Source organism: Pantoea sp. CFCC18177 (assembly GCF_059412425.1).
On the sequence record NZ_JBNBPL010000021.1, the window covers coordinates 22,383 to 48,265 of the forward strand.

Genomic DNA, 25,883 nt, shown 5'->3' on the forward strand with positions numbered 1-25,883 from the left:
ATCTCCTGGATTTCAGTAAGTTATTTTGTGAAGTGCGTCACGGGGGGATTTAGGGCCGATATTTTCTTATGACAGTAATATTTCAATTCGTTAAGGCATGTTCGCGTGCACGAGCCTGGCTGGACGAATTATTTCATCGACAAGGTAGTTTGAAATAGAGATGGCAACTATGTCCGTAAAAGCAAGAAAATCAGCAATACCTCCTGTGGCACTTCCGTTTAGACTTTCGCGGCTTCACTTATCACTGGCCTCAATTCTGTTAGTGGCGCCTGCTTTTAACAGTCTGGCGGCTGAAGAGACGATTACCGTTAATGCAGAAGCACGTGAGAGCGTCACCTCTCCCATGCAGGGTTATGTGGCGAAGGAGAGCAGTGCAGGGACGAAAACCTCCACGCCACTGCGTAAAACGCCGCAATCGATCTCGGTGATTACCCGTGAGCAGATGGACGACCAGGCCGCTGCCTCAGTGGCTGATGCGCTGAGCTACACCAGCGGAGTGCTGACCAACTATCGCGGTAATTCCAACCGTAACGATGAGATCATCGCGCGCGGCTTCCGCTATGCACCAAAATTTCTCGATGGATTAAGTTACGGACTGTCTGGGCAACAGGGTGCCGCAGGGCAGATCGATCCCTGGTTGCTGGAACGTGTGGAGATGATTCACGGCCCGGCTTCCGTGCTGTATGGCCAGGTTAATCCCGGCGGTGTGATTGCCATGACCAGCAAACGTCCTACCGCGCAGAGCATCCACAAAGTTCAACTCAGCACCGGGAATCAGCATCTGGGCGAGGCGGCGTTTGATTTCGGTGGCAAGCTGAATGATGACAACACGCTGTTTTATCGACTCAATGGTATCGCCAGCACCAAGCATGAGTTCGTGAAAGATAACAAGCAGCAGCGTATGGCGATTGCCCCAGCATTGACGTGGTTGCCGAATGCTGACACCAGCTTCACGCTGTTAACCATGTACCAGAATGAGCCAAAAGCGGGCTATCGTAATTTCCTCCCAGCCAACGGTACGCTGTTCAACACCAGCGCGGGATACATTCCTTACGACTTCAACGTGAGCGATCCGAGCTTTAATGAAGCGAAGCGTGAGCAGACGTCAGTCGGCTATATTTTCGAACATAACTTCAACGATAACATCAGCTTCACGCAGAACCTGCGTTACAGCAACATGGACGAGTCGTACAAATATCTGGTCTACACCTGGGACGTGGATGGCAGCGATCACCAGATCAACCGTCGTCCGCAACATGACAAGATCAAGTCCAAGGAATTGGGCATCGATAACCAGGTCAAAGCCACCTTTGATACCGGCAGTATTGCGCACACGGTGCTAGGCGGGCTGGATTACAAATGGAGCGATGTGGATAACAAGCTGTGGCGTGACAGCGGCGATCAATACATCCTCGACTGGGCCAATCCCACCAGCGTGACGATTAATGAGAGCGATCTGGCGCTGAATACCAGCACGCGCAAGAAGCTCGATCAAGTCGGCGTCTATTTACAGGATCAGCTGGAATGGGATAACTGGAACCTGCTGCTGTCAGGGCGCCAGGACTGGGCGGAAGTGCGAACTCAGGACCGTATTGAGAACACCAACACGCAACAGAACGACAGCAAGTTTACCGGCCGCGCGGGCTTGCTTTATGCCTTCGATAACGGTTTGTCGCCGTACATCAGCTACAGCACCTCGTTCGAACCCAACCTGAGCACTGGCGCACCGGGCAGCGATCCGTTTGCACCGACCACCGGTGAACAGACGGAGATTGGTGTTAAATATCAACCTGTAGGCTGGGATGCGGTGTTTACTGTCTCTGCGTTCGATATCACCCAGAAAAACATCACCTCTTACAACAGCGAGTTGGGCTACAACGAGCAGATTGGTAAGGTGAAGTCGCAGGGTATCGAAACCGAGGCGCACGCGCAGATTACGCCAGAAATCAAGGTGATGGCCGCCTATACCTTTACGGATGCCGAAACCAAACAGAGCAATACCGCTGCGCAGGTGGGTAAAACGCCAGCCAGTATTCCCCGCCATGCCGCTTCGGCGTGGGGAAGCTATAGCTTCCTCGACGGCGCGCTTAACGGCCTGACGCTGGGCAGCGGTGTACGTTACACCGGCACCGCATGGGCTGATTCAGTGGGGCAGGACAAAGTGCCTCATTACACTTTGTATGACGTGATGGCGAAGTATGAGTTGGGTGAAGCGGCGAATTCACTGCGAGGCACCACCCTGCAGCTCAATGTCAATAATGTGGCGGATAAACATTACGTGGCGTCGTGCAGCAACACCAGTGCCTGTTTCTATGGCAGTGGTCGTTCGATAGTGGCTTCTGTCAGCTACAGCTGGTAAAGAAAGTTGGGGCGCATGTTGGTGCGCCCCATGTTATTCAAACGCGTCCGCGCTTTCACTTTCCGTGCGGGTTGATGCCGGTTAACCCCGTCAGCAACAGGATTTCGGAAAATACTGGATTTATGTGACTGTCATCACTGCATGAGGCACGCTAAAATAAACGCTTCTCATTCAGTAGAGGATTTTTTGTCGCGATGGTTTCTCGTTTTACATTAGCCGCATTGACGGCTGCAATACTGCTTACCGGCTGTGCTCGTCACACCGCAGACAGCAGCGCTACGGCACAGGCTGAAGCGCCCGCTGCCGCACCTATCGAGAATGACAACATTCCTTCCCAGTTTGATAGCGGACCGACCGTAATCAACGTCTCGCATCTGGTGACACGCACTGATGACGGCTCTTCTGTGTATGTCACGGTAGATGGCCAGGATGCAGGTTTGTTGCAGAAGGGCGAAAATAAAGAAATTCACGTCGCTGCAGGTAAACACCAGGTGGGTGGCTACGTGCAGACGCTGTTTGGTTTTGGCAAAGTGACCATTGCGTCAGTGGACGTCACCACTGATGACAAGGGACCGAAGAACGTGGTGTATTCTGTGACGCGCCAGAAACCGGCCTTTAGTGAAGCGCCGGCTTCCACGCCTAACAATTCGTGATGTTGTAAAGGGTGTGGGCGGTGCTCACACCCTTTCGCGTTAACTGCGACTCAATACCAGCTTTAAGCCAGCCAGCGCAAAGCAGCACGCCAGCAAAGCATCCAGGCCGCGACGAATACGGCGATAAAATGCCGCCATCACGCTGGTTGAGAACAATACGGCATAGCCGCAGAACACCAGCACGCAAATGCCTGCACATCCCGCGATGATCATCGGCAAGGTTGAGGCCGCAGCATCGGGTTTTAATGCCACAGACATGATCGCCACCCAGGTGAGAATGGCTTTAGGATTGCCCACATGCATCAGGATGCCCTGGCGGAATAATTTACCAAACGCGGGTTTTTCGCCGCTGGCCATAAACTCCGTGGCATCAGGACGGCGCAGGGCAGATTTGCCGGCTTTAAACGCCAGCCATAACAGATACAACCCCCCACCGATTTTTAGCACGATCAACAGCTGTGCAAAGGTCGCCAGCACCGTTAATACGCCACAGGCTGCTAACAGCGCCCACATCATCGAACCGCCAATCACCCCGCTGGCCAGCGCCAGGGCCGCACCGCGCCCTTTTTTCATTGCCGTACCCATAATCGCCATATTGCTTGGGCCGGGGCTGGCCGTAGCCACAAAATAGGTGGTGTAAATCAATATCAGTTCGTGTGAAAGCGCCATATTGTCCTCTGCGATGGGGGTTGTCCTTTTCCCCGTTATATCGCTAGTGGACGAGATTGGCTATGGAACATTTTTCATCTAGCTGGCAACCGCTTTCGCGTGTCGACGGTTTTTGACTTTAAACAGGGTAAAAATAATCGACAGTGAGGCGATCACCACCAAAATCAGCCCTGGGCCCATTAGCGAGCCGAAACCCAATGCGTTGAAGATCAACAGCCCGACAATCCCGCCGGTGAGGAAGGAGAAAATCGTCACCAGATGGGTATTGAGTTGCTGCTTAAAGGCTCGAATATTTTTTGACGGATCGCGGCGTAATAAGGCGATAAACACCGAACCCATTGAGATACCGGCATCGGTGAGGGTGCCGGTAATATGCGTGGAGCGCACCCGTCCATTGGAGAGTTGTGTCGAGGTGGAGTTGTGGACACCCATTAAGAAGGCGAGCAACAACAATATTTCAGCGTTATTATTCGATGAGAAATAATAGATCTCAAATAACGACGTAAGGATTAACAGCAATCCTTCGGCCAGCAGAATACAGCTGAATATGGTGCGCAGGCCATTAATCACACCCAGTACCACGGAGATGCGTGCGACCACCGCACCGCTAACAAATGCCCCAATCATCGCAATAAAAATTTTCAGGTTCCGGATGTCCATGTCGTTCAAATCACTGGATATTTGCGAGATGTTGCCAGACATATGTGAGGGAAAGAAACCAAATGCCGCCAGCGCCATCGCGTTCAGCAAGCCTGCTGAGGTCGCCAGGCAGAGGGCAAGATTTCGATCTTCAATATGGGTTCTGGTTCGCTTCAGTTTTATCAGCATAATTCACCCTTCCTCATCGAGAGTATTGTGATAACGCAATGCGTCAAATCTGGTGTTCGCCAATCAATAAGTGAAGCACAAATATCTTAAGACGTTCTTAATAACTTAGTGATATAGATGAATCTGAATTTGGATGTAAAGATATCTAAGGAAGATTGTCAGTCTGGTGCTCTGTGTTTACTTTCGCTGGAAGTCACTGGATATATAAGGAAGCAAAGAAAATGACAATTCAGGGTGCTCAACCTGGGCAACGGCGTGCGCTGCTGCTGGTCAATCGCCGTTCGCGTCGTGGTGAACAGTGGGCACAACACGCGCAACGTAAATTGCAATCGGCGGGTTTCACATTAATTACGCCGCATGAGGATGAGCAACGCAGTTACAGTGAGTTGATCATCGCGCATCAGCATGAGGTGGATATGGTTATCGTTGGCGGCGGTGATGGCACCTTGAATGCAAGGTCACTGGTGGTGTTAACGCCCACGGAGGTGTAGGGGAGGAGAATTCAAAATCACCGATAAATATGCAATATGAGTCACATTCCACCAAAGCTTTGCATCATTTCAACCTTCCTGATTTGAACTGGGTTCCAGTAACGAGAAGGTATGGGCCTGGATAGATGAAATCTTCGATATAGACTGTAATGTATATCCTTTATCTAAAACACCACTGGGCAGGAATATCAAAAACACTTGTCACAGCTGGTAAGGGCTAAAAATGAAAACGTTAGATGACCTGATGGCTGATTTGACGCCAGAAGAGCTCGTACAGGTAAATGCTAAAGTTGCCGCTATGCGACTCGATTCTCAGTTGTACAAACTTCGTGAAGCGCTGGATAAAACGCAAAAACAGCAGGCAGAAGCAATGGGTATTGCCCAGCCTTCAGTCGCAGCGATTGAAGGGCGGGGTGAAGATCTGAAAATAGCGACACTCAAACGTTACGTCGAAGCGTTAGGGGGCCAGCTTACCATTGGGGTCAATATGCCCGGCGGCGATCATGTAGAATTTACCCTGTAAGATGACTTAGCCTGAGTTTGTTCGTAGGGTGCGGCCTTCAGGCCGCCAGAAAGTCAGCCACTCCTATACTGCGAAAGCCACACCGTTCGTCCACCACAGGTGGCATCTTCTGTCACCTGTTGAACGACCCTAAAGCCGTTATTCGTCAGCAACTGGCGAAACTCGGCGTGATCGAGACTGGCATGATAGAGGGGGCGATCCATGAAGGTCCCCATCGCTTCACTATCGCTATGCCCACTGGTAAACATCAACGCTGCGCCCGGTTTTGCATGCTGGGCGAAGCGCGGAAACATCGCGCGTTGATGGTCGCGCGTTAAATGGAAAAAACTGTCCCAGGCGATAAGACCGTTAAATGAGCGCGATAAAGCCAGACTCCGCATATCGGCTACATGCCAGGCAGAATGAGGAAATCGTTTTTGGCAATGGGCAATCATCGGTTCTGCTGCATCCACTCCGGTTACATGAAATTGATGGCTTAGAAAATACTGCGCAATCGGTATGCCTGCGCCGCAGCCGATATCGAGAATCTCACCCTGGGCCGGAATCAGCGCCAGAAAACGATCCAGCCAGTGTTGCTCAATAAAATGCGTCTGGCGCAGGTTATCCCAGATGTCCGCACCTGTACGGTAGAGATCGATAATGTGGTCGGCTTCTTTTTCGTGGTTCATGCTTAATCTCTCGTATTCCAGTTGGCAATATCTTAGAACAAAATACAGCGCGAGAATAAAATTATGAAATATGATCCTTGTCACGAAATATACGCATTTTTTCACGGAGTTGTATTAGTTTAGTTATATTTCTGCAATAAACACTTCGCGATAGCAGAAGTGCCACCCATGAATAAAGTGTAGCCATCAATTTCACCGAGAGTATGACTTTAACCCTCTTGATTATTAGCGATGTTCAAGTGATTAATAAGTCTCAATTGGTGGGTGTGATGATAACTGTAAAATTATAGATGGTCTCAATTTTAGATTGTTCCCGTCATAATTCTGATAAGTCAAAAAAAGCCTTCACTATTTTTTTATATGCCGCCACACTGTCAACCAAATAAAATGAGCGTGCTAAGAAATTATAAGTGAAATGTAAGCAAGTGCGTGATTTGAACATGGATAGGTTAACTTTACATTTCTTTAGAAAAGGGGGTGATGAGGAAAGTAAAAAGGTACATCACATTAACAAAGTATATGCATCTGCGAGATATGAAATGTACTCAAACGCAATATGGATCATGCTGGAAAAGTCAGTGAACATTATCGGGCTGATTTATATCAACTCAGTCATGGCTAAATATATTGGACCTGACAACTTTGGTAAGATCGCCATCTCGACCTCACTTTTCATCTTTGTACAAACATTGTCCTGGTTTGGCGGTCAGAACATTCTGTTCAAACGCATGAGCGAAAATACCAAGTCTGGCATCGCATTAGCGATGCATACTCAGAACCAACGCCGTATTTTCTTTCTGCTGTCATCAAGTGCAGTGCTCATTTATCTCTATTTTTTTACTGACCCCATTGTTTTTTTGTTTGGTGTGGCGAACTGCATTGCCACTTACTATATTGTGATGGATTTTTTCTCTATCTATAACAACACACAGCTCAAATCAAAAATAAACACCATAACAAATGTTATCGGCCTGTCGGTTGCGTTATTGGTGAGATTCTGTATTGCTCACTTTGAGTTGCCTGTTTACTACTTCACGATACCTATCATTATCATCCCTTTAATGCCTTATATAATGCGGCTGATTTACTTTAAGTATACAACGCCCGTAAAAGAAAGCACTAAAGGAGCCGGAATGTATAACCGGCACATGCTCTATACAGGAGGGGCATTAATTTTATCGAGTATATCTGCAGACATATACACCCAAATATCCAGCATCTTTTTAGCGAAAATAATTTCGTATTCTAATTTGGGCGTTTATAGCGTTGCGTTAACCATAGGTGGTGCCTGGTCATTTATTGTGTTAGCGCTTATCACCAGTTTTTTCTCGAAAATTTACAGTGAGAAAGACCCCATCACCGTGCGGGAACTGCTGGTTAAGATAAACAGAATTGTCATCCTGTGCTCGCTGGTTGCGCTGGGAGGATTTTATCTGTTTGGCGGGTATTTTATCCATTTCCTCTATGGCGACCGTTTTATGAAGGCCGTTGATATTATTCCGATCATCATTGTCGGGACAATGTTCTCCTCATTAGGAACAATTTGCTATCGCTACATGATTAAAGAGTCGGGTTACAGCTACCTCGCGAAGAAAATGTGTTTGTGTTGTGTGTTAACCATCCCCTTGTCCTGGATGATGATTCAGTCATTCGGCATCAATGGTGCTGCGTATTGCTTTTTGATCGTCGAGATAATGTCTTGCACGTTGCTTAATTATTTTTTCAAAAACAGAACCATCATCAACATGCATCTTAATGTTTTCAAACTGAGATAATTTATATGAAAATGATAAAACACACAGTTAAGTCCGCGCTAAAATTTAGTGCGAATATCTCCCCTGAATTTTCTGCAAAGGCGCACTATTACATAAAGTTTAAGAAGAAGTTAAACCTTAGGAATCCGACCAATTTCAATGAAAAGATCCAGTGGCTTAAGTTCAATGAGTATAAGGGAGATATCTACACCCTGTGTGCGGATAAGTATAAGGTCAGAGAGTACATTATCTCTAAAGGTTGTGGCGAAATTCTTAATGAACTCTACGGTGTGTACGATAACCCGCAAGCGATCGACTATGATGCATTGCCTGAAAAATTTGCCCTGAAATGCAATCATGGTGCAGGCTATAACATCATCTGTGATAACAAGTCGTCGCTGGATGTTGAAAAAACAAATAAGAAGCTGAATGAATGGTTGAAGCAAGATTTCTCCTCACATTTTGTTGAGCCGCAGTACAAGAAGATAGAAAGGAAGATTTTATGTGAAAAGTTCATCGAGAATGAGTCCGGTGGTTTTCCGAATGACTATAAATTTTACTGCTTCAATGGCAAGCCCTACGCGGTGATGGTCTGCATCGGCCGTGAGAAAGGAACGCCCAAGTTTTATTATTTTGACATGGACTGGAACCCGCTGCCTTTCGAGGATACGATTGAATTAATCAATGACAATCAACTGCCTGAGATGCCTGAGGGTTTTCATAAAATGAAAGAGTATGCATTCAAGTTGGCTACCGACTTTAAATTTGTCCGGGCTGACTTCTACCTGCTAAATGGTCAGGTGATTTTTGGTGAATTGACCTTTACCCCATCAGCAGGACTGGATGTCACTTTACAAGAGGCTGACGTGATTTTGGGTGGACAATTAAAATTATGATGTAAAATATCACTGCCAGAACAATGTAGGAACAGGGATCTTAAATATAATAAGTATCAAGTGCTGGCTACTGGCACAATGCAGTATTCATTGACGACCAAGACGAGCATTTCGCAGCGAGAAAGGGCTATTAAGATAGCGAGGGATTTTGTATAGTCTGCGGTGAACAATTGATAAGCTATTAAGATATTGCCAGGGAGAAGGTATACTATGTCTATCTTTATAAAAATCGGCATTCCGATGATCACCACATCTATGGCAATGGTTTATATTGCTCGTATTAAGAAAGATAAAAATTACCTTATACCCGCCGGTGTTCTTCTCGCTGCAGGCTTCGTCAACGTGATGCTGGGGCTGGCGGGGCTTTGACAAGCGGGTTATAACATAAACACATTCCGCCCGTTTAAATCACTCCCTGAGTAGGGAGTGTATAAACGAGGTTGTCCTCAACGTTGTACTGGCAACGTCATAAGGTATCAGGCAGTAGTATTGATATTGCGACCAATCGCCGGATTGGCTGGCAGCTGTGGAATTGAATCCAAAATCCCGGCAGCCATCGATTGCTGATTATCCAGCGTCTTCTTCAGTACCAAGGTGCTCACCTTACTGCTGAGCTCCATGTTATCCAGGCCGGTCGCCAGTGAAACGATTTGTGATACATCCATCTTGCTCTCCTTTAAACGACAAACAGGGGCTTGAACGGCTTTGAAAAAGCCTGATACGACTATCGGCAGTGCGGCATAAATCTTCAATGCCGCACAGGACGTCTGACCCCCGTTCGTTATTGCCCACCTGGCTGCCAGGTCCCGACATCCTGCGCATTAATTTCTTTCGGCAGCAGCTTCGCCTGATAAAACGCATCAGCAATCTTCTGCTGTTCAACCAGATCGCTCTTTTTAACCGGCTCAATATCATAACTGCGCTGCTGATTCGCCTGCTCGACGGTGGTTATGGGTAAATTTCCCCACAGCGGCGAGAGTATTTTGGCGGCATCGCTGGGGTGCGCTTTCAACCATTTGGCTTCCTGGTCGAGCGTTTTATACACAATGCCCAACACTTCAGGATGCTGTTTGGCGTAAGGCGTTGAAACCAGATAGTAGCGCTGATAACTGGCAAGACCTTTGCCGCTGACCAGCACGCGGGTGTGCTGTTCGACTTTCGCGCTGGTGACAAAAGGTTCCCACGTTACCCATGCATCAACGCTGCCGTGTTCCAGCGCGGCGCGGCCATCGGCAGGCGTCAACCAGGCTGGATTGATATCACTGAATTTCAGCCCTGCTTTTTGCAAGGCGGCAATCAACAGATAATGGCTGCCTGCCGCTTTGGTCACGGCAATCTTTTTGCCTTTTAAATCCTGCAACGTTTTGATGTTGGAATTCGCTGGCACCAGAATCGCTTGTGCTTCCGGCGAGGGCGTCTCTCGCGCGTAGTAGGTCAGGTCCGCACCTGCTGCCTGTGCAAAAACAGGCACTGTATCGGCAACATCGGCAGAAAGATCGACATTATTTAAATTCAACGCTTCCAGTAAAGGCAAGCCGCTGGTGAATTCGTGCCAGCTCACCTTAATGCCCTTTTCGGCCAAGGCTTTATCCAAATCCCCTCGCTGCTTTATCAGCGTTAATAACGTGGAGGATTTTTGATAGCCGATTCGCAGTGTTTCTTCGGCGTGCGCACTGGAGATCAGTGTAGAGAAAAGCAGTGAAGCAATGATTGTCTTTGTTGTTTTGCGCATTGAAAGCCCCCTGAAGTTTTATCATTTTTCAAAATGATAAGGCTGCTATCAGGGCAATCAAAACTGCAAGTTTGCATAAGCTTTGCGTAATTTCAGCTATTACAACCGAGCGGTAATCGCCCGTAAATGCGATCTTAATATCGCATGCAAAGCGCGAATCGCAGGGGAGAACTGTTTGCGATGGGGACAGATTAAATGCAGCGGCGTGCTTTCGCCTGGCAGCTGTGGCAGCACGATTTCGAGGCGGCCATGCTGGATATCCTCACAAACATCAATCCATGATTTATACGCGATTCCCATGCCAGCAATTGCCCAGCGACGCGCGACTTCAGCGTCATCGCACAGTAAGCGACTTTTTACGGTAATCTGCCTACGCATGCCCTCCTGTGGAAACGTCCATTTATCATAGACGTGACCACCCATAACAAACGGCAGACAGTGATGTCTTGCCAGCTCTTCCAGCGTTTCAGGACGCCCCTGTTGGTCGAGGTAAGCGGGAGAGGCCACCATCACTCGACGGTTATCTTCGGCCAGTGGCAGCGCGACATAGCTGCTGTCTTCCAGCTTGCCATAACGGATGGCGATATCCACCGGATCGCGGAAGACGTCGCTGATTTGGTCGGACAGCGACAAACGCACGGAGAGAGCAGGGTGTTCACGGCAAAACTCCGTGATCAGCGGCAGTAAAATATGGCGACCGATATCTGAGGGCAGCGCGATTTTTAACTCACCACTCAATGCATCTTCATGGCTCTGCAAACTGTCGGCACCGGCCTGCATCAGCGCCAGCATCTCCTGGGCATAAGGCAAATACTTCTCGCCTTCCGCGGTTAAGCGCAGGCTGCGGGTGGAGCGCGCAAACAGGCGGCGATCGAGTTCGCGTTCCAGTCGCAGAATGGCCGCGCTGACCTGGCCGGGCAGCAAATTCACCTCGCGCGCGGCACGGGAAAAACTGCCTAACGCAGCGGATCGTACAAAGAGGGTGACATCTTCCAGTCGGATCATTTCATCACTATCGCTGATTTTCACTCTGAGAGTGAAAGTGTTGCTCTGCTGCGGGCATTTTTCAACTGCAAGCGTCACGATATTCTGCAGGCAACTCACCTAACTTGCTGATGAATTAAGGAACTGCTGGATGAAAGCCATCGTCTATAGCCAAAACGGTTTACCGATTTCCGATGAAAATGCACTGTACGACCTGGATGTTGCCAAACCACAGCCCGGTGCGCGTGATTTGCTGGTCAAGATCAGTGCTATTGCGGTGAATCCGGTGGACACCAAAGTGCGTCACGGTGCGCCCACCGATAAGCCGCATATTTTGGGCTGGGACGCCGTGGGCGTAGTAGAGGCGGTGGGCAGTGACGTCACCCTGTTCCAACCGGGGGATGAAGTGTTCTACGCCGGGGATATCACCCGTGCCGGCAGTTATGCGGAATATGGTCTGGTGGATGAACGCATCGCTGGCGTTAAACCAAGTTCACTGGATGATGCCGATGCAGCTGCATTACCGCTCACTTCACTCACTGCGTGGGAACTGCTGTTTGATCGCTTAGCGATTGAGGCTGAAGACAACGCGGCATTGCTGATTATTGGTGCTGGCGGCGGTGTGGGATCGATCCTGACACAGTTGGCGCGCAAGCTCACCAACCTTACCGTGATTGGTACTGCATCACGCCCAGAGACGGCGCAGTGGGTGCGTGAATTAGGGGCTCATCATGTGGTGAATCATCAGCAACCTCTGGCTGAACAGCTCGCCGCGATTGGCCATCCGCAGGTGCGGTATGTCGCCTCTTTGACCCACACCGACAGCTATTACACGCAGGTGGTGGATGTGCTGGCACCGCAGGGCAAGCTGGCGTTGATTGACGATCCTGACACGCTGGATGTGGTGCCGCTGAAGCGCAAAGCCATCTCACTGCACTGGGAGCTGATGTTTACCCGCTCGTTGTTCCAGACAGCCGATATGCAGCGCCAACATGATATTTTGCAACGTGTCAGCCAATTGATTGATGATCAGACCCTAAAAACCACCGCTGGCGAACATCATGGTCAAATCAATGCCGCTAATTTGCGCAAAGCACATGCGCTGATTGAAAGCGGTCGAGCACGCGGCAAGATTGTACTCAGCGGTTTTTAACCTTTTGAAACACAATTGGTTTATGGATGCTGCTGCCGTGGCGTAATTTATTGCACAACTTAAATCAGGAGAATGACATGACTCTGAACGACGCAGTGGCAAGTCGCCACACCGTGAAAGCCTTTACAGCCGGTAAAAGCTTGCCGCAGGAAGAGATCGACACGCTGTTGAACGTGCTGCGTAACAGCCCGTCCTCGGTGAACTCCCAGCCATGGCATTTTGTTGTGGCCTCAACCGCAGAAGGGCGTGAGCAAATTGCGCAATCCACTACCGGCGCGTTTGTCTATAACGGCCCCAAAGTGCTCAACGCGTCTCATGTGATTGCCCTCTGCATGCGTACCGATCTGGATGAAGCGCATCTGCAAAATGTACTGGCGCAGGAAGAGCAGGACGGACGTTTTGCCAAACCTGAAGGCAAAGCCGGGCAGGATAAGAGCCGCCGTGGCTATGTTGATATGCATCGCTATGAACAACGTGATATCCCGCAGTGGATGGAGAAACAGGTTTACCTGGCACTGGGCGGCCTGTTACTGGGTGCGGCGATGTTAGGTGTCGATGCCACACCGATGGAAGGTTTTGATCAGCGTGCGTTGGATCAGGCACTGGGCCTGCGTGAAAAGGGTTTCACCAGTGTAGTGCTGGTGTCGCTTGGCTATCGCAGTGAAGATGATTTCAATGCTGCGCTGCCAAAATCGCGTTTGCCGCGTGACGACATTTTCACGTTTATTTGATAAATGCATGAAAACGTAGTGGCGCAATAAATTGCGCCACTACAACACCCAACTAATAGTTAACGCGGAAAGCGTAAACTAAACCTGTTCACCCCGTGCTCGCTCTTCACTGCACAACTGCCGTGATGCAAGCGCATGATGCTGCGTACAATGGACAAGCCTAACCCGCTGCTGCCCTGATGTCGTGAAGCATCGGCGCGCCAAAAGCGATCAAAAATACGTGACTGCTGCNGCCGTGATGCAAGCGCATGATGCTGCGTACAATGGACAAGCCTAACCCGCTGCTGCCCTGATGTCGTGAAGCATCGGCGCGCCAAAAGCGATCAAAAATACGTGACTGCTGCTCAACGCTGAGCGGCGCACCACGGTTTTCTACCATTAACTCAAGACTCTCACCCTGTTCCGTGCTCACGACTTTGATGGTGGAGCCACCCTCGCCATAGCGCAGGGCATTGGCGATCAGATTGGCCAGTGCGCGTTGCAGCAATTGTGGGTCGGCGCGCAGTTCACCTTGCATCTTCATCTCTAACCGCATCGCGTGCTCTTCTGCCATACCGTCAAAGTAATCCCGCAATTTTTCCCCTAACTGCCACAGATCGATGATTTGCCAGTCCATGGCCTGGCTGGCATCTTCCGCTTTCGCCAGAAACAGCATGTTATCGATCATCTTCGCCAGCCGCTCCAGCTCTTCATAATTGGAGCCGAGCAGTGCCTGATAATCACGCACGCTGCGTGGCTGACTCAGCGCCACTTCGGTCTGGCCTATCAGTGTGCCAATCGGTGTGCGGAGATCGTGCGCCATATCCGCCGAAACTTGGCTCAGTTGCTGATAGCCTCCTTCAAGGCGGCTTAGCATTTCATTAAAGGCGGCCACCAGCGGTTGCAGCTCCATCGGCACATCGTCTGACTGAATACGGTGTGACAAGCGTCGGACATCGATGGCATCGGTTTCTGCGGCCAACCGACGTAGAGGAGACAGACCGCGCCGCACCAGCCAAATACTGATCCCCGCCACCCATAACGCGGCCAGTGCGGTAAACACAATGATCTGGTCGCGATAGCTATTCAGCGTTTGGGTACGGTCACTCATCAAACGGCCGGTGATGACTTCAATTTGACCGCTACCATCGCGGGTGGTGACTAACGCCGCTGCAGAAATAAAAGGTGTACCGTCCGGTGAGGTTTGATGGTGAACGGATGCCAGTCCCAAAGGTTGATCGGTGGGTACCGGGATGATGTCCGGCACCGGGCGTGCGCCGGGGTTCACCACAATCAAAGGCGGCTGGCCGGGAAAACGCAGCACCAGCAGGGATTCGGTATTGCCAAGCATATTGGCAAACAGGCGTGGTTTTTGCTGAATCAGGGTGATGGCATCTTCATCGCGCAGCAGGGTGCGAATCTGGTCGATACGCGTCAGTAATGCCGCGTCGTCGCGCACGCCAATCTGCTTCGCCAGAGAGTGATAAAGTGCAAAGCCACTCAGGGCGAAGATCACCATCACCGTGACACTGAGCAGCAGCGATAAACGCGTGGCCAGCGAGCGCTGTTTCATGATTCTGCTTCGCAGCGATAACCCACGCCATGCACGGTGTGAATCAGCGGTTGAGCAAATGGACCGTCGATCTTCTGTCGCAGACGTTTAACCGCTACGTCCACCACGTTGGTATCGCTATCAAAATTCATGTCCCACACGCGAGAAGCAATCACGGTGCGGGTCAACACTTCACCGGGATGCAGCAGAAACAGATGCAGCAGGTTGAACTCTTTGTTGGTGAGATCGATACGCTGACCCGCGCGTTCAACCCGGCGCTTCAGGATATCGAGTTGCAGATCGGCAAGCGTCAGTACATCCGGTAATTTCTGCTGGCCGCCGCGTCGCAGTTGTGTGCGGACGCGCGCCAGCAGTTCAGCAAACGAAAAGGGTTTCACCAGATAATCATCCGCACCCAATTCAAGACCTTTGATGCGATCTTCCACGGTGCCTTTCGCGGTCAGGAAAATCACCGGGGTATGAATTTGCTTGTCCAGCGCGGCCATGACGTCCCAGCCGCTCATATCGGGCATCATCACGTCGAGCAGAATCAGGTCGTAATGATGCTCCTGCGCATAGAACAAACCATCCTGACCATTCTCCGCTACATCCACGATAAATCCCGCTTCCGTCAATCCTTTGCGCATGTAATCGCGTGCTTTGGCTTCGTCTTCAACCACCAAAATCTTCATGCGTATCTCCGGGCGGGATAGGGGATATTAAGGCTGTGCCTGCTGAGCGGCTTGTTCAATCAGTTTTGCCACATCAGCAGGATGCGACTCATACACCGAATGACTGGCACCGGCAATTTCAACGGTGTGGCTGTGCGCGCGTTTCGCGTACATGCGTTCCAGATCGGGGTTAATGATTTTGTCAGCTTTCGCCACCATGTACCAGCTAGGCTTGGTTTTCCACGCCGGGTCTGGGATGTTGGCGGTGAACACCGCAGCATTGGTTGGCATCTGCGCATGTGCTTCGAAATCCGCTTCGTCAGCCGGTAAATCTGCGGCGAAATCGCTGTGATAATTTTCCGGCGCAATAGTCAGGTAGCCATCCGTTGATTTGGCAAAAGGATGCGCGCTATTCGGGAATTTCTTGCCGTTACTGGCTTCAGTTTCGCCGTTATCCAGCGCATGGGCAGCGATGTAAACCAGACCCACCACCTTATTGTCGTTACCCGCTTCGCTGATGATCGCGCCGCCATAGCTGTGACCGACCAGAATCACCGGGCCATTCTGCTGATCAATGATACGGCGGGTGGCCGTGACATCTTCAGGAAAACCGGTCAACGGCTCCTGCACCAGCGTCACTTTGTAGCCGTCGTGAGTCAGGCGGTCATACACCGGGCGCCAGCCCGCTCCACCCACAAAGGCACCGTGTACCAACACGATATTTTTGACCGGTTGCGCTTCAGCCTGCGCCACGCTGCCTGCCATGGCCAACAAGATGCCCGCCGCCAGGGTTAATTTTTTCAGTTTCATCAGTGTGCTCCAGATAAGAAAGGTTCGGGCACAGGATATGAAAAGCGCTCTGACATCAGGGTGAGCGAATCATGACAAAAGAATGACAAGGGCTGAAACGCAGTCCCTGTTTGCAACGGCTAGAAATCGTGAACCCCCTCGCAAATTCAACAAGTGCTTTGGCGCACTGCTTGCCAAACGTGCAATGGCGTGTAATTTATTCCATAACTTCACAAATAATCGTGAAGAAGGAAAGTACATTACAACTTGTCACTGAAGGATCCTTCCTCATGTCAGAATTAAAATTTGCGACACGTTTGAACTCATTCGCCTCTGGGGCGCATTTATACTGGCCAGAACAACAGGGAAAACCCTCAGTATTACAGATGGTTGCGCGTGCGGGAAACGTGCAAGGCTTAACCCATCTCGATCTTAACTATCCACAACACATCACCACTGACATTAAAACCATGCGTCAGGCCATCGCGGATGCCGGTTTAGCTGTGAACGGGATGCAGATGCGTTGGGATGCACCTCAATTCAAAATAGGTGCCTTTACCAACCCAGATGCCAAAGTCCGTCGGGAAGCAATCGAACTGACCAAGCGTGGCATTGATGCGGGTCTGGAGTTTGGCTCGCGTTTAATGACGCTGTGGATGGGACAAGACGGTTTCGATTATTGCTTCCAGGCTGACTATAAAAAAATGTGGGAAGACGCGGTCAGCGCAGTACGTGAAGTGGCGGAATACGCTCCCGATATCGATGTCAGTATTGAATACAAACCCAATGAGCCGCGCGCATACAGCATTTTCCCTAACGCCACGACCTGCCTACTGGCGGTAGAAGAGGCCGGTTGCGCCAATCTGGGGATTACGCTGGATTTTGCCCATGTACTGTTCGCCAATGAAGTGCCTGCTTTTGCCGCCGCGATGGTCGCACGCCGTTCTCGCTTGCTGGGGCTGGACTTAAATGATGGCTGGGGAAAACGTGATGATGGTTTGATGGCGGGCTCCGTCAATCCCCGCGCCACGCTGGAATTCCTGTGGCAAATGCAGCGCGACGGTTATCAGGGGGCGTACTACTTCGATACCTTCCCGGATGCCAGCGGCTTGGATCCGATTCGTGAAGCAGAGATCAATATCGCCACGGTTAAGCGTTTGCTGAAGCTGTGCGAAAAACTCAACAACAATCCTGCACTGGAAGAGGCCATCAGCCGCCAGGATGCCGTGTCTTCACAGCAAATTGTGAACGATATCATGCTTGCCCGATAAGCAAGTCTGTAACCCTGCACCTACACTAAAACGATAAAAAGGCTAACACCATGAAAAAGCTCTTACTCTCTGTCATCACCTCAGCGCTGTTGTGTTCCAGCGTTCATGCTGCCACCTTGTCGCCGCTGAAATCTGACTCCGAACCGGACCGCACGGATTGGACCCAGCTGGAAAGTAAATACGGCCCAATGCCGAAAGTCGACAGTAAGCTCAAAATCGGTGGGGTATCGAAAACACTGACGAATGAGTACTGGCGCTCGTTGGGCGAGGGTTATCAGAACGTCGCCAGGCAGTATGGCTTCACGGTTGCCTATCAGGCTGCCGCTAATGAAGATGACCAGATGGGACAGCTGTCGATCGCGGAAACCCTGATTGCGCAGGGCTTCAATGGTCTGCTGGTCTCACCGCAAACCGATATCAACCTTGAGCCAGCGTTGGAAAGTGCCAGCAGCAAGGGCATTCCCGTGGTTAACGTTAACGATGCGGTGGTGCCAAGTGCGCAGTACTACGTGGGTAACGTGCAGAAAGATAATGGTGTGCGCGTCGCGAAATGGTTCATTCAGCACTATCCGCAGGGTGGCAAAGTGGCGGTGATTGAGGGCCAGCCGGGCGTTTACGCCGCTGGACAGCGTACCGCCGGTTTTAAAGAGACACTGCAGGCGAACGGCAAATTCAATATTGTTGCCAGCGTGCCGGCCAACTGGAGCCGTGAGCAGGCCTTCAATGCGGCATCGACCATTTTACAACAACATCCTGATTTAATTGGTTTCTATGCCAACAATGACACCATGGCACTCGGGGTGGTGGAAGCCGTCCGTTCATTGAATAAAGCGAAGCAGACGGCGGTATTTGGCACCGATGGCATTTCTGATGCCTACGCTTCGATTAAACGCGGTGAACTCACCGGCACGGTGGACAGTTTCCCGGTGCTGACGGGTGAAGTGGCGATGGAAGTGATGTTGCGACTGGTGAACGGCCAGAAACTGTCTCGCGTTATTGCTACACCGCAGGCATTGATCACTAAAGAGAACGCCGACGCTTTCTCTACCAAAGATAACGACAAACTGCGTCAGTTACTGGCACAGCAGTAAAACAGGCGGAGAGCGTATGGAACAGTATCGCTTAATGATGCGTGGCATCAATAAAACCTACGGCAGTGCAGCGGCGCTGCAGGATGTGGACTTTATGGTGCGGCCGGGCGAAGTACACGCGTTGATTGGTGAGAACGGTGCGGGCAAATCCACACTGCTCAACATTCTGTCAGGCGTGCGGGCGGCGGACAGTGGTGATATCCACGTCAATGGCGATCTGGTGATGATGAAAAATCCACTCAGCGCGCGTCACGCGGGCATCGCGATGATTCATCAGGAGTTACAACACGTTCCGGAGCTCTCCGTTGCTCAGAATATGTTTCTTGGCCGTCCGATGACCACATGTAACGGTTTGTTCGTTAATAAGCAGGCTCAGATGGCTCGTGCAGTGCACATCCTGAAGCAACTTGATCCCAGCATCAATCCTGCTGAACCAATCAAGAACCTCAAGGTGTCGCAGCAGCAGATTGTCGAGATCGCGCGGGCATTGCTGGATGAAGCCAAAATCATCGCCATGGACGAGCCGACCTCCAGCCTGACGCCGCGTGAGTTTGAGCGTCTGGCGGAGTTGATCAGCGATCTCAAATCTACCGGTGTGTCATTGATTTACGTGTCGCACAAAATGAATGAGATTTTCCAGGTGTGCGATCGCGCCACCATCATGCGCGATGGCCGTCAGGTCGGTGTGGTGAACATCTGCGATGAAACGGAAGAGAGCATTGTTGCCAAAATGGTGGGGCGTAAGATCGAAAAACTCGCGCACCAATCCTGGGCGACAGATCGTGAAGTGCTGAGCGTCGAGAATGTTGCACGTGGCAGCGAAATTAAACCGGCCAGTTTTAACGTCTGCGCAGGTGAAGTTTTAGGGGTTGCCGGTTTAGTGGGTGCAGGGCGTACGGAATTGCTGAAACTGATTGCGGGCATCGACAAGCGCAGCAGCGGCGAAGTGCGCGTTAATGGCAAGGCGGTGCGAAATCACAATGTCAGCGCGGCCATTCGCGCCGGTATTGGTCTGGTGCCAGAAGATCGCAAGAAAGAGGGCATCATTAAGGCGCGAGCGGTAAAAGTGAACATGGCGCTGCCGTCGATGCGTCACTTCACGCTGGCTGGCGTTATCCGTAAAGCGAAGTTGAATAACGTGGCGCAGCAGGTGATGTCCGATTTAAAACTGCGCCCGCTTAATATCGAAAAACCGATTGGCACCTTAAGTGGTGGCAATCAGCAAAAAGTGATTATTGGACGTTGGGTAGCAGCGGATGCGGAAGTCTTCCTGTTTGATGAGCCAACCCGGGGAATTGATATTGGTGCCAAAGCGGAAATTTATAATCTGATTGAAAAACTGGCCCAGCAGGGCAAAGCGATAGTGGTGGTGTCGTCGGAAATGACTGAGATCTTAAGGGTATCCGATCGCGTATTAGTGATGCGTGAAGGAAAGATTACCCGCGAGCTTAAGGGGGAAGAGATTTCCGAAGAGAACATTGCGCGTTTTGCCATTAACGATATTAAAGAAGCCGTATAACGTTTCATCTGCATATTCTACAAAGGCAAACTTATGATTACGCAAAGTGATACTCAGCCTGCGGCTGCACCAGCGGCACGGTTTAAATTTAACCTGCGCGATGCGGGTACATTAATTGGGTTATTAATTATTGTTGTCACGTTCTCTTTTCTATCACCGGTGTTTTTCACCGTGCCGAACCTGCTGAATATTTTACAGCAGTCATCAATTAATGCTTTGATTGCATTAGGGATGACGCTGGTCATTATTTCAGGCGGTATCGATTTATCTGTAGGACCTACGGCAGCACTCTCTGCGGTATTAGGTGCAACCATGATGGTGGCGGGAGTTCCTGTCCCGCTGGCCATTCTGGCTACGTTAGGAATTGGTGCGCTGTGCGGTGTATTCAGTGGCTCGCTGGTGGCCTATGCTGGCCTGCAACCGTTCATTGTCACACTGGGTGGACTCTCATTATTCCGTGCGATTGCATTGATTTATACCGGTGGCAACCCAGTATTTGGTATTCCCATGGAGTTTCGCAGCATTATTAATAGCGATGTTTTTGGCGTGCCAACACCGATTATCATTGTGGCCGTGATTGCGCTTATTTTATGGGTGGTGATGAATAAGACGCCATTAGGTGAATATATCCTCGCGGTAGGGGGGAATGAAGAAGCCGCACGTGTTGCAGGCGTACCGGTGAAGCGGACCAAAGTCACGGTATTCATTATTTCGGGCACCCTGGCGTCACTGGCCTCATTAATCCTGATTGGCCGATTAGGTGCGGCTGAACCGACGATAGGGAATCTGTGGGAGTTGGATGCCATCGCTGCTGCGGCGATTGGTGGTGCATCATTGATGGGTGGCAAAGGCAGTATTGTGGGCACCATTATCGGCGCTATCATTCTGGGCGCGTTACGTAATGGCTTGACTCTACTGAATATTCAGGCCTTTTATCAATTGCTTGCCACAGGTCTAATCATTATCATAGCGATGTTGATTGACCGGGCGACACGAGGCAGGTAATGAAGCAAGATCCGCGAGCCATTGGCGCTCAAATCCGTATGCGATTACCGCAGTTAACGCCGCTGGAGCGGCGTGTTGCGGAGGCGATTATCGCCAGACCTGACATTAATGAGCAAACGTCACTACAAGAGATTGCTGAAGAAAATAATGTCTCTCAGGCCATGATTGTCAAAATTACTAAAAAACTGAATTTCACCGGTTTTCGTAATTTTCGTACTGGACTGATCTATTACAATCAGTCTGAAGTGGCCGGATTGCATGCGGAAATTGAGCCGGATGACTCATCGGAACAATTGCTGGCAAAAGTATTCAGAACCTCCATTCAGGCAATTGAAGAGTCTCTGTCAATTCTGGATATTTCTGAGTTTAATCGCGCGGCTGATATTTTATTTAAGGCGCGCCATATCGATCTTTATGCTGTGGGTGGCTCTGCGACTGTCGCGCGTGACTTATCGCATAAGCTACTGAAGATCGGGATTAAATCGACCGCTTATGATGATGCACATATTATGCTGATGTCAGCGGCAGTGCTGTCAGATGATGATGTAGTGATTGCTATCAGTCACTCTGGCGCCACCCGAGCGGTTAATGATCCGATTAAACTCGCAGCACGTAATGGTGCAAAAATTATTGCGATTACTAATTATGCCGAGTCGCCTATTGCGCGTAATGCGCATGTGGTTCTTACATCAACTTCTCAGGGATCGCATCTGCTTGGGGAAAATGCCGCTGCACGTATCGCGCAATTAAATATTCTCGATGCGTTGTTTGTCGCTATCGCCAAAAAAGATCTCAAGCTGGCAGAAACAAATCTGATGAAAACCCAGCGAGCGGTTCAGGATCTGCGAGATTTCTAATTATGAAAAAGATTATTGTCGCGGGCAGCTTACATTACGACATTATGCTGTCTGCCCACCATCGGCCTGAAAAAGGTGAAACGGTGATGGGCAGCGACTGTCATTACAAGTTTGGTGGTAAAGGCGGCAACCAGGCTATTGCTGCTGCGCGTGCGGGTTCGCCGGTCCGTTTTATTGGCGCGGTGGGTGATGATGCGCAGGGTGAATTTTTACTGGCTGCGCTGCGTGATGCCGGGGTAGAAACCGATGCCGTGGCCATTTTGCCAGGTGTGGCGTCAGGAATGAGCGTGGCGATCAGTGATGCGGAAGGCGACTATGGTGCCGTTGTGGTGTCCAATGCCAACCGGATGTTGGATGTATCGGCGCTTGCAGAGGATGTCTGGCGCGATGCGGGCTGGCTCATACTGCAAAATGAAGTGCCATCCGGAATCAATATTGCGTTAGCGCAGCTGGCTAAACAGCAGGGTATTCCGGTGTGCATCAACGCCGCACCGGCGCGCGATATCGAACCTGAACTGCAAGCCTGTATCCAGTTACTCATCGTTAACGCGGTGGAAGCTCGCGATATGTGCCAGGTGGATGTCACAGATTTGGCATCTGCTGGTGCTGCGGCACAAAAGCTGGCACAAACCTATCCGCAAGTGATTGTTACGGCGGGTGAACAGGGTTTGGCCATTTGTGAACGCAATCAGTTACCTCACACCCTTGCTGCTGTTCCTGTCCAGCTCGTCAGCACGCATGGGGCAGGAGATTGCTTCGTCGGGGTGCTGAGCCAGGCGTTGCTATCGGGCTGTGGCCTGTCAACAGCCGCGGAGAAAGCAAATATCGCCGCAGCTGAGCATGTTTCCCGGCCTTTACAGGCATAATATGACGCGCTGTTTCTCCGGCATTAAGTTTCTCTTACTGCCGGAGAAAAATTCGCTTAACTCATTCTGTTTAATAAGAATTCCCTCTAGATTATTTCCATTTATTCAGTGGTGGTAATCCGCCCGTCATGTTATTAACTCTGCATGCTGTTATGCCTTAACCTGCCTGCTGGAGATAACCATGAAAAAGAGTTTGTCCTTCGCCTTACTGCTTTCACTCAGCGCCTTCAGCCATCTCTCTTTCGCTGAGCAGACGCTGCGTTTTGGCGTCGATCCGACCTTCCCGCCGTTTGAATCTAAAGCCAGCGATGGTTCACTGCAGGGATTTGATATCGATATTGGTAATGCGATTTGTGCCCAGGCCAAAGTGAAGTGTCAGTGGGTACAGATTGGCTTTGATGGCAGCATTCCGGCACTGCAGGCGAAGAAGTTTGATGCGATTCTCTCCGCGATGTCGATGACCAACAAACGACGTGAACAGGTCGCGTTCAGTGACATGCTTTACAACACCCCCAGCGCATTACTGACTCCCGCAGACAGCAAGCTCACCGCAGATATCTCCACGCTGCGCGGTAAGACCATTGGCGTTGCGCAAGGCACCATCCAGGAAACCTATGCCAAAACCAAATGGGCTTCGCAGGGCGTAAATGTGGTGTCCTATCCTAATCAGATGGAAGTCTATCCAGATTTGGTGGCGGGGCGTCTGGATGCCAGCGTCGCCAATGCCGTTTCTGCTGAGCAGGGCTTCTTAGGCAGCCCCGAAGGTAAAGGTTTTACCATCAAAGCCACGCTGGTGGACAAAACCATCTTTGGTGATGGCGTTGGGATTGCCTTACGCAAGGACGATGAAGCTAACCTGAAACTGATCAATAGCGCGCTGGCAGCGTTGCACGCCAATGGCACTTACGATCAGCTAGCGAAGAAGTATTTTAAATTTAAAGTTTATCCGTAAGCGATATACCCGCACAGGAAAACCCATGTCAGCACTACCGCACTACGCATCACAACGCGCCCGTTTTCTCGCCGCCGTCGAGCGGCAACATGGCGCGTTAACCTCGTACAAACATCCGTTGTCCGGTCCACAAGGTGAGGCGCTTTACACCGATGTTGCCGTGATAGGAAATGCCAACGCCACTAAGCTGATGTTGGTGATCTCTGGCACTCACGGAGTGGAAGGCTACTACGGTTCTGATAGCCAGATTGACTGGCTCAGTCGCTTCAATCTCACCGCGCTACCCGATGACACCGCGATAGTGCTTCTGCATCTGCTAAACCCGTGGGGTGCGGCCCACCTGCGTCGCGTCAATGAAGACAATATCGACCTGAACCGCAACTTCATTGATTTCAGCCAGGCGGCACCGGCTAACCCGGAGTATGCCGCCTGGCACGGCATCTACCACGGCGATCGTGTGCAAGCCGACCAACTGCTTCAAGAGACCCTCAGCAGTGATGGGTGGTTAGCAATGAAGCGGGTGGTGGAAGCCGGGCAATATCACTCAGCTGACGGTTTTTTCTATGGTGGTGAGCAGCCAAGCTGGTCCCATCGCACCCTGCAAACCATTATCACCCGCCACTTGTCGCAGGCGAAAACCATTCTGAGCTTTGATTTGCACACCGGCGCGGGCGCCTGGGGCCATCCAATGCTGTTGTCGATTGCCGAACAGGCTGTGGCTGCCCATCAATGGGGAAAAAGCGTGTATGGCGAATGGCTGACGCTGCTGTATACGGGCGCAGGCAGAGACAGTGAAACCGGCGTCACGGCCACTGCCACAGGCTATGTTTCACAATATCTGCTGGATGCGTTGCCACACACGCACCTCTTGCCGCTGGTGGTGGAGTGCGGCACCTATGCGGGTGAAGAGATGCATCGCCGGGTACGCGACGATCACTGGCTGCATTTGCAAGGTGACCCTACCAGCGAGGAAGGGATCGCCATCAAACAACAGTTGGTGGAGGGGTTTTGGCCCGCAGACCGCGACTGGCGCGATCTGGTGGCGTTTCGCACCCAGCAAATTTTTGTGCGCGGCTGGAAAGCGCTGTTAGCGGAACATCATAAGCGCCCGTAAAACGTCATGCGGGCGGTCTCGGAAAGGGCGATGCCGGGTTGCGTATTGTAGGCCAGCACCGCCAGCATCCGCGTGATGTTGCCTTCGGTAGGCGTGACGCGATGCAACGAGTTACGCCCCCGGAACAGCACTAAATCGCCTGCTTCGATCGCCAGATCATCAACCGGCTGTCGCTGATCCAGTACGGCAGCGACGCCGTCGAAGTTCATCTCTCCGGCATCGGCATCGCGCAAATCCTTCACATACTGGAAAACGCCGCCCGCGCGCGGTTTCTGCACCAACAGGGTGATGGCAAAGGATGAGTTGTCAAAGTGCCAGCCGAGTTCCTGTCCATCAGGTGCGTAGTGCAAATTGATAGAGGAGAGCGGGTCGGCGTAAGGATACAACGCGGTTTCACCCAGCACATCGCACAGGAATTCTTTAAACAAGACGTCGTTGTACAACTGGCGTAGCGGCGATTCGGCGGCGATTACATCATCAGTGATGCAACCCTTGGTGCTGATCACATCGCGATTGCGTGGATGGTCGTTGCTATAAGCCTCATCCGCTTTCATCAGGTAAACGTTGTGCTTACTGAGGGTGTGATAGGCCAAGTGGCGCTGTGCATCACCCTCAGCAATAATCGCCTGAAGCGCCGCAGGTTGTAGAAACTGGCGTAACACCAGCGCACCCTGTTGGTTAAGCTGATCGCGACAAGCGCGTCGCCAGTCGGCGTTGTCTAACGGGTGTAAATCGAAACGGATCAGTGCAGACATAGCAGCGGTTCTCATGATGAC

At 50.9% G+C, this 25,883-nt stretch carries 28 protein-coding genes; 17 read left to right on the forward strand and 11 right to left on the reverse strand.

Annotated elements, in window-relative coordinates:
• The first annotated feature begins 169 nt into the window (after nt 1-169).
• Nucleotides 170-2,359, forward strand: a complete 2,190-nt coding sequence (locus ACPUC8_RS19000; protein WP_494927028.1) for a TonB-dependent siderophore receptor — start codon at nt 170-172, stop codon at nt 2,357-2,359.
• A 194-nt stretch (nt 2,360-2,553) separates the two neighbouring features.
• On the forward strand, nt 2,554-3,012 hold the full coding sequence (locus ACPUC8_RS19005) for a hypothetical protein (protein WP_494927029.1): 459 nt from the start codon (nt 2,554-2,556) through the stop codon (nt 3,010-3,012).
• 39 nt (nt 3,013-3,051) lie between these two features.
• Here the strand turns inward: ACPUC8_RS19005 and ACPUC8_RS19010 are convergent, their stop codons facing one another.
• On the reverse strand, nt 3,052-3,681 hold the full coding sequence (locus tag ACPUC8_RS19010; RefSeq protein ID WP_494927030.1) for a LysE family translocator: 630 nt from the start codon (nt 3,679-3,681) through the stop codon (nt 3,052-3,054).
• Nucleotides 3,682-3,759: 78 nt separating this feature from the next.
• Nucleotides 3,760-4,509 (reverse strand): YoaK family protein, encoded by a 750-nt coding sequence (locus ACPUC8_RS19015; protein WP_494927031.1) that lies wholly within the window; start codon nt 4,507-4,509, stop codon nt 3,760-3,762.
• 221 nt (nt 4,510-4,730) lie between these two features.
• Between ACPUC8_RS19015 and ACPUC8_RS19020 the strand changes: the two genes are divergently transcribed.
• The gene (locus ACPUC8_RS19020; RefSeq protein WP_494927032.1) at nt 4,731-5,000 is read left to right on the forward strand and encodes a diacylglycerol kinase family protein; all 270 of its coding nucleotides are present in this window, start codon (nt 4,731-4,733) and stop codon (nt 4,998-5,000) included.
• 223 nt (nt 5,001-5,223) lie between these two features.
• Nucleotides 5,224-5,523, forward strand: coding sequence for an XRE family transcriptional regulator (locus ACPUC8_RS19025; RefSeq protein ID WP_039331123.1), 300 nt, complete (start codon nt 5,224-5,226; stop codon nt 5,521-5,523).
• A 53-nt stretch (nt 5,524-5,576) separates the two neighbouring features.
• On the opposite strand, the gene ACPUC8_RS19030 is transcribed toward ACPUC8_RS19025, so the two are convergent.
• On the reverse strand, nt 5,577-6,191 hold the full coding sequence (locus ACPUC8_RS19030; protein ID WP_494927033.1) for a class I SAM-dependent methyltransferase: 615 nt from the start codon (nt 6,189-6,191) through the stop codon (nt 5,577-5,579).
• Nucleotides 6,192-6,616: 425 nt separating this feature from the next.
• On the opposite strand from ACPUC8_RS19030, the gene ACPUC8_RS19035 reads away from it, so the two are divergent.
• From ACPUC8_RS19035 to ACPUC8_RS19045, 3 genes are all read left to right on the forward strand, one after another.
• Complete coding sequence (locus ACPUC8_RS19035) at nt 6,617-7,966, forward strand: oligosaccharide flippase family protein (RefSeq protein ID WP_494927034.1); 1,350 nt, start codon at nt 6,617-6,619, stop codon at nt 7,964-7,966.
• A gap of 5 nt (nt 7,967-7,971) precedes the next feature.
• Nucleotides 7,972-8,841, forward strand: a complete 870-nt coding sequence (locus ACPUC8_RS19040) for an ATP-grasp fold amidoligase family protein (protein ID WP_494927035.1) — start codon at nt 7,972-7,974, stop codon at nt 8,839-8,841.
• A gap of 210 nt (nt 8,842-9,051) precedes the next feature.
• Nucleotides 9,052-9,210, forward strand: coding sequence for a hypothetical protein (locus ACPUC8_RS19045; protein ID WP_156138056.1), 159 nt, complete (start codon nt 9,052-9,054; stop codon nt 9,208-9,210).
• Nucleotides 9,211-9,317: 107 nt separating this feature from the next.
• On the opposite strand, the gene ACPUC8_RS19050 is transcribed toward ACPUC8_RS19045, so the two are convergent.
• The 3 genes from ACPUC8_RS19050 to ACPUC8_RS19060 form a co-directional block, all read right to left on the reverse strand.
• Nucleotides 9,318-9,506, reverse strand: a complete 189-nt coding sequence (locus ACPUC8_RS19050; RefSeq protein WP_039331118.1) for a YjfB family protein — start codon at nt 9,504-9,506, stop codon at nt 9,318-9,320.
• Between the two features lie 116 nt (nt 9,507-9,622).
• Nucleotides 9,623-10,573 (reverse strand): aliphatic sulfonate ABC transporter substrate-binding protein, encoded by a 951-nt coding sequence (locus tag ACPUC8_RS19055; protein ID WP_039331117.1) that lies wholly within the window; start codon nt 10,571-10,573, stop codon nt 9,623-9,625.
• 99 nt (nt 10,574-10,672) lie between these two features.
• Nucleotides 10,673-11,578: a LysR family transcriptional regulator gene (locus ACPUC8_RS19060; protein WP_494927085.1), complete on the reverse strand. Its 906-nt coding sequence runs from the start codon at nt 11,576-11,578 to the stop codon at nt 10,673-10,675.
• A 130-nt stretch (nt 11,579-11,708) separates the two neighbouring features.
• Here ACPUC8_RS19060 and ACPUC8_RS19065 point away from each other — a divergent pair, with 130 nt between their 5' ends.
• Nucleotides 11,709-12,710: a zinc-binding alcohol dehydrogenase family protein gene (locus ACPUC8_RS19065; protein ID WP_494927036.1), complete on the forward strand. Its 1,002-nt coding sequence runs from the start codon at nt 11,709-11,711 to the stop codon at nt 12,708-12,710.
• Between the two features lie 77 nt (nt 12,711-12,787).
• Nucleotides 12,788-13,441, forward strand: a complete 654-nt coding sequence (gene nfsB, locus ACPUC8_RS19070; protein ID WP_494927037.1) for an oxygen-insensitive NAD(P)H nitroreductase — start codon at nt 12,788-12,790, stop codon at nt 13,439-13,441.
• 59 nt (nt 13,442-13,500) lie between these two features.
• On the opposite strand, the gene ACPUC8_RS19075 is transcribed toward nfsB, so the two are convergent.
• From ACPUC8_RS19075 to ACPUC8_RS19090, 4 genes are all read right to left on the reverse strand, one after another.
• On the reverse strand, nt 13,501-13,578 hold the full coding sequence (locus ACPUC8_RS19075) for a hypothetical protein (protein WP_494927086.1): 78 nt from the start codon (nt 13,576-13,578) through the stop codon (nt 13,501-13,503).
• 23 nt (nt 13,579-13,601) lie between these two features.
• Nucleotides 13,602-14,993: a heavy metal sensor histidine kinase gene (locus tag ACPUC8_RS19080; RefSeq protein ID WP_494927038.1), complete on the reverse strand. Its 1,392-nt coding sequence runs from the start codon at nt 14,991-14,993 to the stop codon at nt 13,602-13,604.
• Entirely contained in the window at nt 14,990-15,664 is a 675-nt protein-coding gene (locus tag ACPUC8_RS19085) for a heavy metal response regulator transcription factor (protein WP_494927039.1), read from the reverse strand. The genes ACPUC8_RS19080 and ACPUC8_RS19085 overlap by 4 nt, the downstream gene beginning before the upstream one ends.
• A gap of 27 nt (nt 15,665-15,691) precedes the next feature.
• Nucleotides 15,692-16,453, reverse strand: coding sequence for an alpha/beta hydrolase (locus ACPUC8_RS19090; protein WP_494927040.1), 762 nt, complete (start codon nt 16,451-16,453; stop codon nt 15,692-15,694).
• 269 nt (nt 16,454-16,722) lie between these two features.
• On the opposite strand from ACPUC8_RS19090, the gene ACPUC8_RS19095 reads away from it, so the two are divergent.
• The 8 genes from ACPUC8_RS19095 to ACPUC8_RS19130 all read left to right on the forward strand — a co-directional run bounded on the left by ACPUC8_RS19095 (nt 16,723) and on the right by ACPUC8_RS19130 (nt 25,107).
• Nucleotides 16,723-17,703: a TIM barrel protein gene (locus ACPUC8_RS19095; protein WP_494927041.1), complete on the forward strand. Its 981-nt coding sequence runs from the start codon at nt 16,723-16,725 to the stop codon at nt 17,701-17,703.
• Nucleotides 17,704-17,753: 50 nt separating this feature from the next.
• Nucleotides 17,754-18,794 (forward strand): sugar ABC transporter substrate-binding protein, encoded by a 1,041-nt coding sequence (locus tag ACPUC8_RS19100; RefSeq protein ID WP_494927042.1) that lies wholly within the window; start codon nt 17,754-17,756, stop codon nt 18,792-18,794.
• A 16-nt stretch (nt 18,795-18,810) separates the two neighbouring features.
• Nucleotides 18,811-20,313: a sugar ABC transporter ATP-binding protein gene (locus ACPUC8_RS19105; RefSeq protein WP_494927043.1), complete on the forward strand. Its 1,503-nt coding sequence runs from the start codon at nt 18,811-18,813 to the stop codon at nt 20,311-20,313.
• 33 nt (nt 20,314-20,346) lie between these two features.
• Entirely contained in the window at nt 20,347-21,318 is a 972-nt protein-coding gene (locus ACPUC8_RS19110; protein ID WP_494927044.1) for an ABC transporter permease, read from the forward strand.
• Nucleotides 21,318-22,175: a MurR/RpiR family transcriptional regulator gene (locus ACPUC8_RS19115; RefSeq protein WP_039331097.1), complete on the forward strand. Its 858-nt coding sequence runs from the start codon at nt 21,318-21,320 to the stop codon at nt 22,173-22,175. The genes ACPUC8_RS19110 and ACPUC8_RS19115 overlap by 1 nt, the downstream gene beginning before the upstream one ends.
• A 2-nt stretch (nt 22,176-22,177) precedes the next feature.
• Nucleotides 22,178-23,041 carry a PfkB family carbohydrate kinase gene (locus ACPUC8_RS19120; RefSeq protein ID WP_494927045.1) on the forward strand — a complete coding sequence of 288 codons (864 nt, stop codon included), beginning with the start codon at nt 22,178-22,180 and terminating at the stop codon, nt 23,039-23,041.
• 181 nt (nt 23,042-23,222) lie between these two features.
• Nucleotides 23,223-23,993 (forward strand): transporter substrate-binding domain-containing protein, encoded by a 771-nt coding sequence (locus ACPUC8_RS19125; protein ID WP_494927046.1) that lies wholly within the window; start codon nt 23,223-23,225, stop codon nt 23,991-23,993.
• A gap of 25 nt (nt 23,994-24,018) precedes the next feature.
• Nucleotides 24,019-25,107 carry a DUF2817 domain-containing protein gene (locus ACPUC8_RS19130; RefSeq protein WP_494927047.1) on the forward strand — a complete coding sequence of 363 codons (1,089 nt, stop codon included), beginning with the start codon at nt 24,019-24,021 and terminating at the stop codon, nt 25,105-25,107.
• Here the strand turns inward: ACPUC8_RS19130 and ACPUC8_RS19135 are convergent.
• On the reverse strand, nt 25,092-25,862 hold the full coding sequence (locus ACPUC8_RS19135) for a HalD/BesD family halogenase (protein WP_494927048.1): 771 nt from the start codon (nt 25,860-25,862) through the stop codon (nt 25,092-25,094). The two genes, ACPUC8_RS19130 and ACPUC8_RS19135, sit on opposite strands and share 16 nt — an antisense overlap.
• Nucleotides 25,863-25,883: the final 21 nt, after the last annotated feature.

Coding starts and splice junctions, on each gene's coding strand:
- ACPUC8_RS19125 (WP_494927046.1), top strand. CDS start 23,223: ATGAAAAAGAGTTTGTCCTTCGCCTTACTGCTTTCACTCAGCGCCTTC.
- ACPUC8_RS19040 (WP_494927035.1), top strand. CDS start 7,972: ATGAAAATGATAAAACACACAGTTAAGTCCGCGCTAAAATTTAGTGCG.
- ACPUC8_RS19055 (WP_039331117.1), bottom strand. CDS start 10,573: ATGCGCAAAACAACAAAGACAATCATTGCTTCACTGCTTTTCTCTACA.
- ACPUC8_RS19015 (WP_494927031.1), bottom strand. CDS start 4,509: ATGCTGATAAAACTGAAGCGAACCAGAACCCATATTGAAGATCGAAAT.
- ACPUC8_RS19025 (WP_039331123.1), top strand. CDS start 5,224: ATGAAAACGTTAGATGACCTGATGGCTGATTTGACGCCAGAAGAGCTC.
- ACPUC8_RS19045 (WP_156138056.1), top strand. CDS start 9,052: ATGTCTATCTTTATAAAAATCGGCATTCCGATGATCACCACATCTATG.
- ACPUC8_RS19060 (WP_494927085.1), bottom strand. CDS start 11,578: ATGATCCGACTGGAAGATGTCACCCTCTTTGTACGATCCGCTGCGTTA.
- ACPUC8_RS19065 (WP_494927036.1), top strand. CDS start 11,709: ATGAAAGCCATCGTCTATAGCCAAAACGGTTTACCGATTTCCGATGAA.
- ACPUC8_RS19110 (WP_494927044.1), top strand. CDS start 20,347: ATGATTACGCAAAGTGATACTCAGCCTGCGGCTGCACCAGCGGCACGG.
- ACPUC8_RS19075 (WP_494927086.1), bottom strand. CDS start 13,578: ATGCGCTTGCATCACGGCAGTTGTGCAGTGAAGAGCGAGCACGGGGTG.
- nfsB (WP_494927037.1), top strand. CDS start 12,788: ATGACTCTGAACGACGCAGTGGCAAGTCGCCACACCGTGAAAGCCTTT.
- ACPUC8_RS19010 (WP_494927030.1), bottom strand. CDS start 3,681: ATGGCGCTTTCACACGAACTGATATTGATTTACACCACCTATTTTGTG.
- ACPUC8_RS19090 (WP_494927040.1), bottom strand. CDS start 16,453: ATGAAACTGAAAAAATTAACCCTGGCGGCGGGCATCTTGTTGGCCATG.
- ACPUC8_RS19095 (WP_494927041.1), top strand. CDS start 16,723: ATGTCAGAATTAAAATTTGCGACACGTTTGAACTCATTCGCCTCTGGG.
- ACPUC8_RS19020 (WP_494927032.1), top strand. CDS start 4,731: ATGACAATTCAGGGTGCTCAACCTGGGCAACGGCGTGCGCTGCTGCTG.
- ACPUC8_RS19135 (WP_494927048.1), bottom strand. CDS start 25,862: ATGTCTGCACTGATCCGTTTCGATTTACACCCGTTAGACAACGCCGAC.
- ACPUC8_RS19100 (WP_494927042.1), top strand. CDS start 17,754: ATGAAAAAGCTCTTACTCTCTGTCATCACCTCAGCGCTGTTGTGTTCC.
- ACPUC8_RS19050 (WP_039331118.1), bottom strand. CDS start 9,506: ATGGATGTATCACAAATCGTTTCACTGGCGACCGGCCTGGATAACATG.
- ACPUC8_RS19085 (WP_494927039.1), bottom strand. CDS start 15,664: ATGAAGATTTTGGTGGTTGAAGACGAAGCCAAAGCACGCGATTACATG.
- ACPUC8_RS19000 (WP_494927028.1), top strand. CDS start 170: ATGTCCGTAAAAGCAAGAAAATCAGCAATACCTCCTGTGGCACTTCCG.
- ACPUC8_RS19005 (WP_494927029.1), top strand. CDS start 2,554: ATGGTTTCTCGTTTTACATTAGCCGCATTGACGGCTGCAATACTGCTT.
- ACPUC8_RS19120 (WP_494927045.1), top strand. CDS start 22,178: ATGAAAAAGATTATTGTCGCGGGCAGCTTACATTACGACATTATGCTG.
- ACPUC8_RS19115 (WP_039331097.1), top strand. CDS start 21,318: ATGAAGCAAGATCCGCGAGCCATTGGCGCTCAAATCCGTATGCGATTA.
- ACPUC8_RS19130 (WP_494927047.1), top strand. CDS start 24,019: ATGTCAGCACTACCGCACTACGCATCACAACGCGCCCGTTTTCTCGCC.
- ACPUC8_RS19030 (WP_494927033.1), bottom strand. CDS start 6,191: ATGAACCACGAAAAAGAAGCCGACCACATTATCGATCTCTACCGTACA.
- ACPUC8_RS19105 (WP_494927043.1), top strand. CDS start 18,811: ATGGAACAGTATCGCTTAATGATGCGTGGCATCAATAAAACCTACGGC.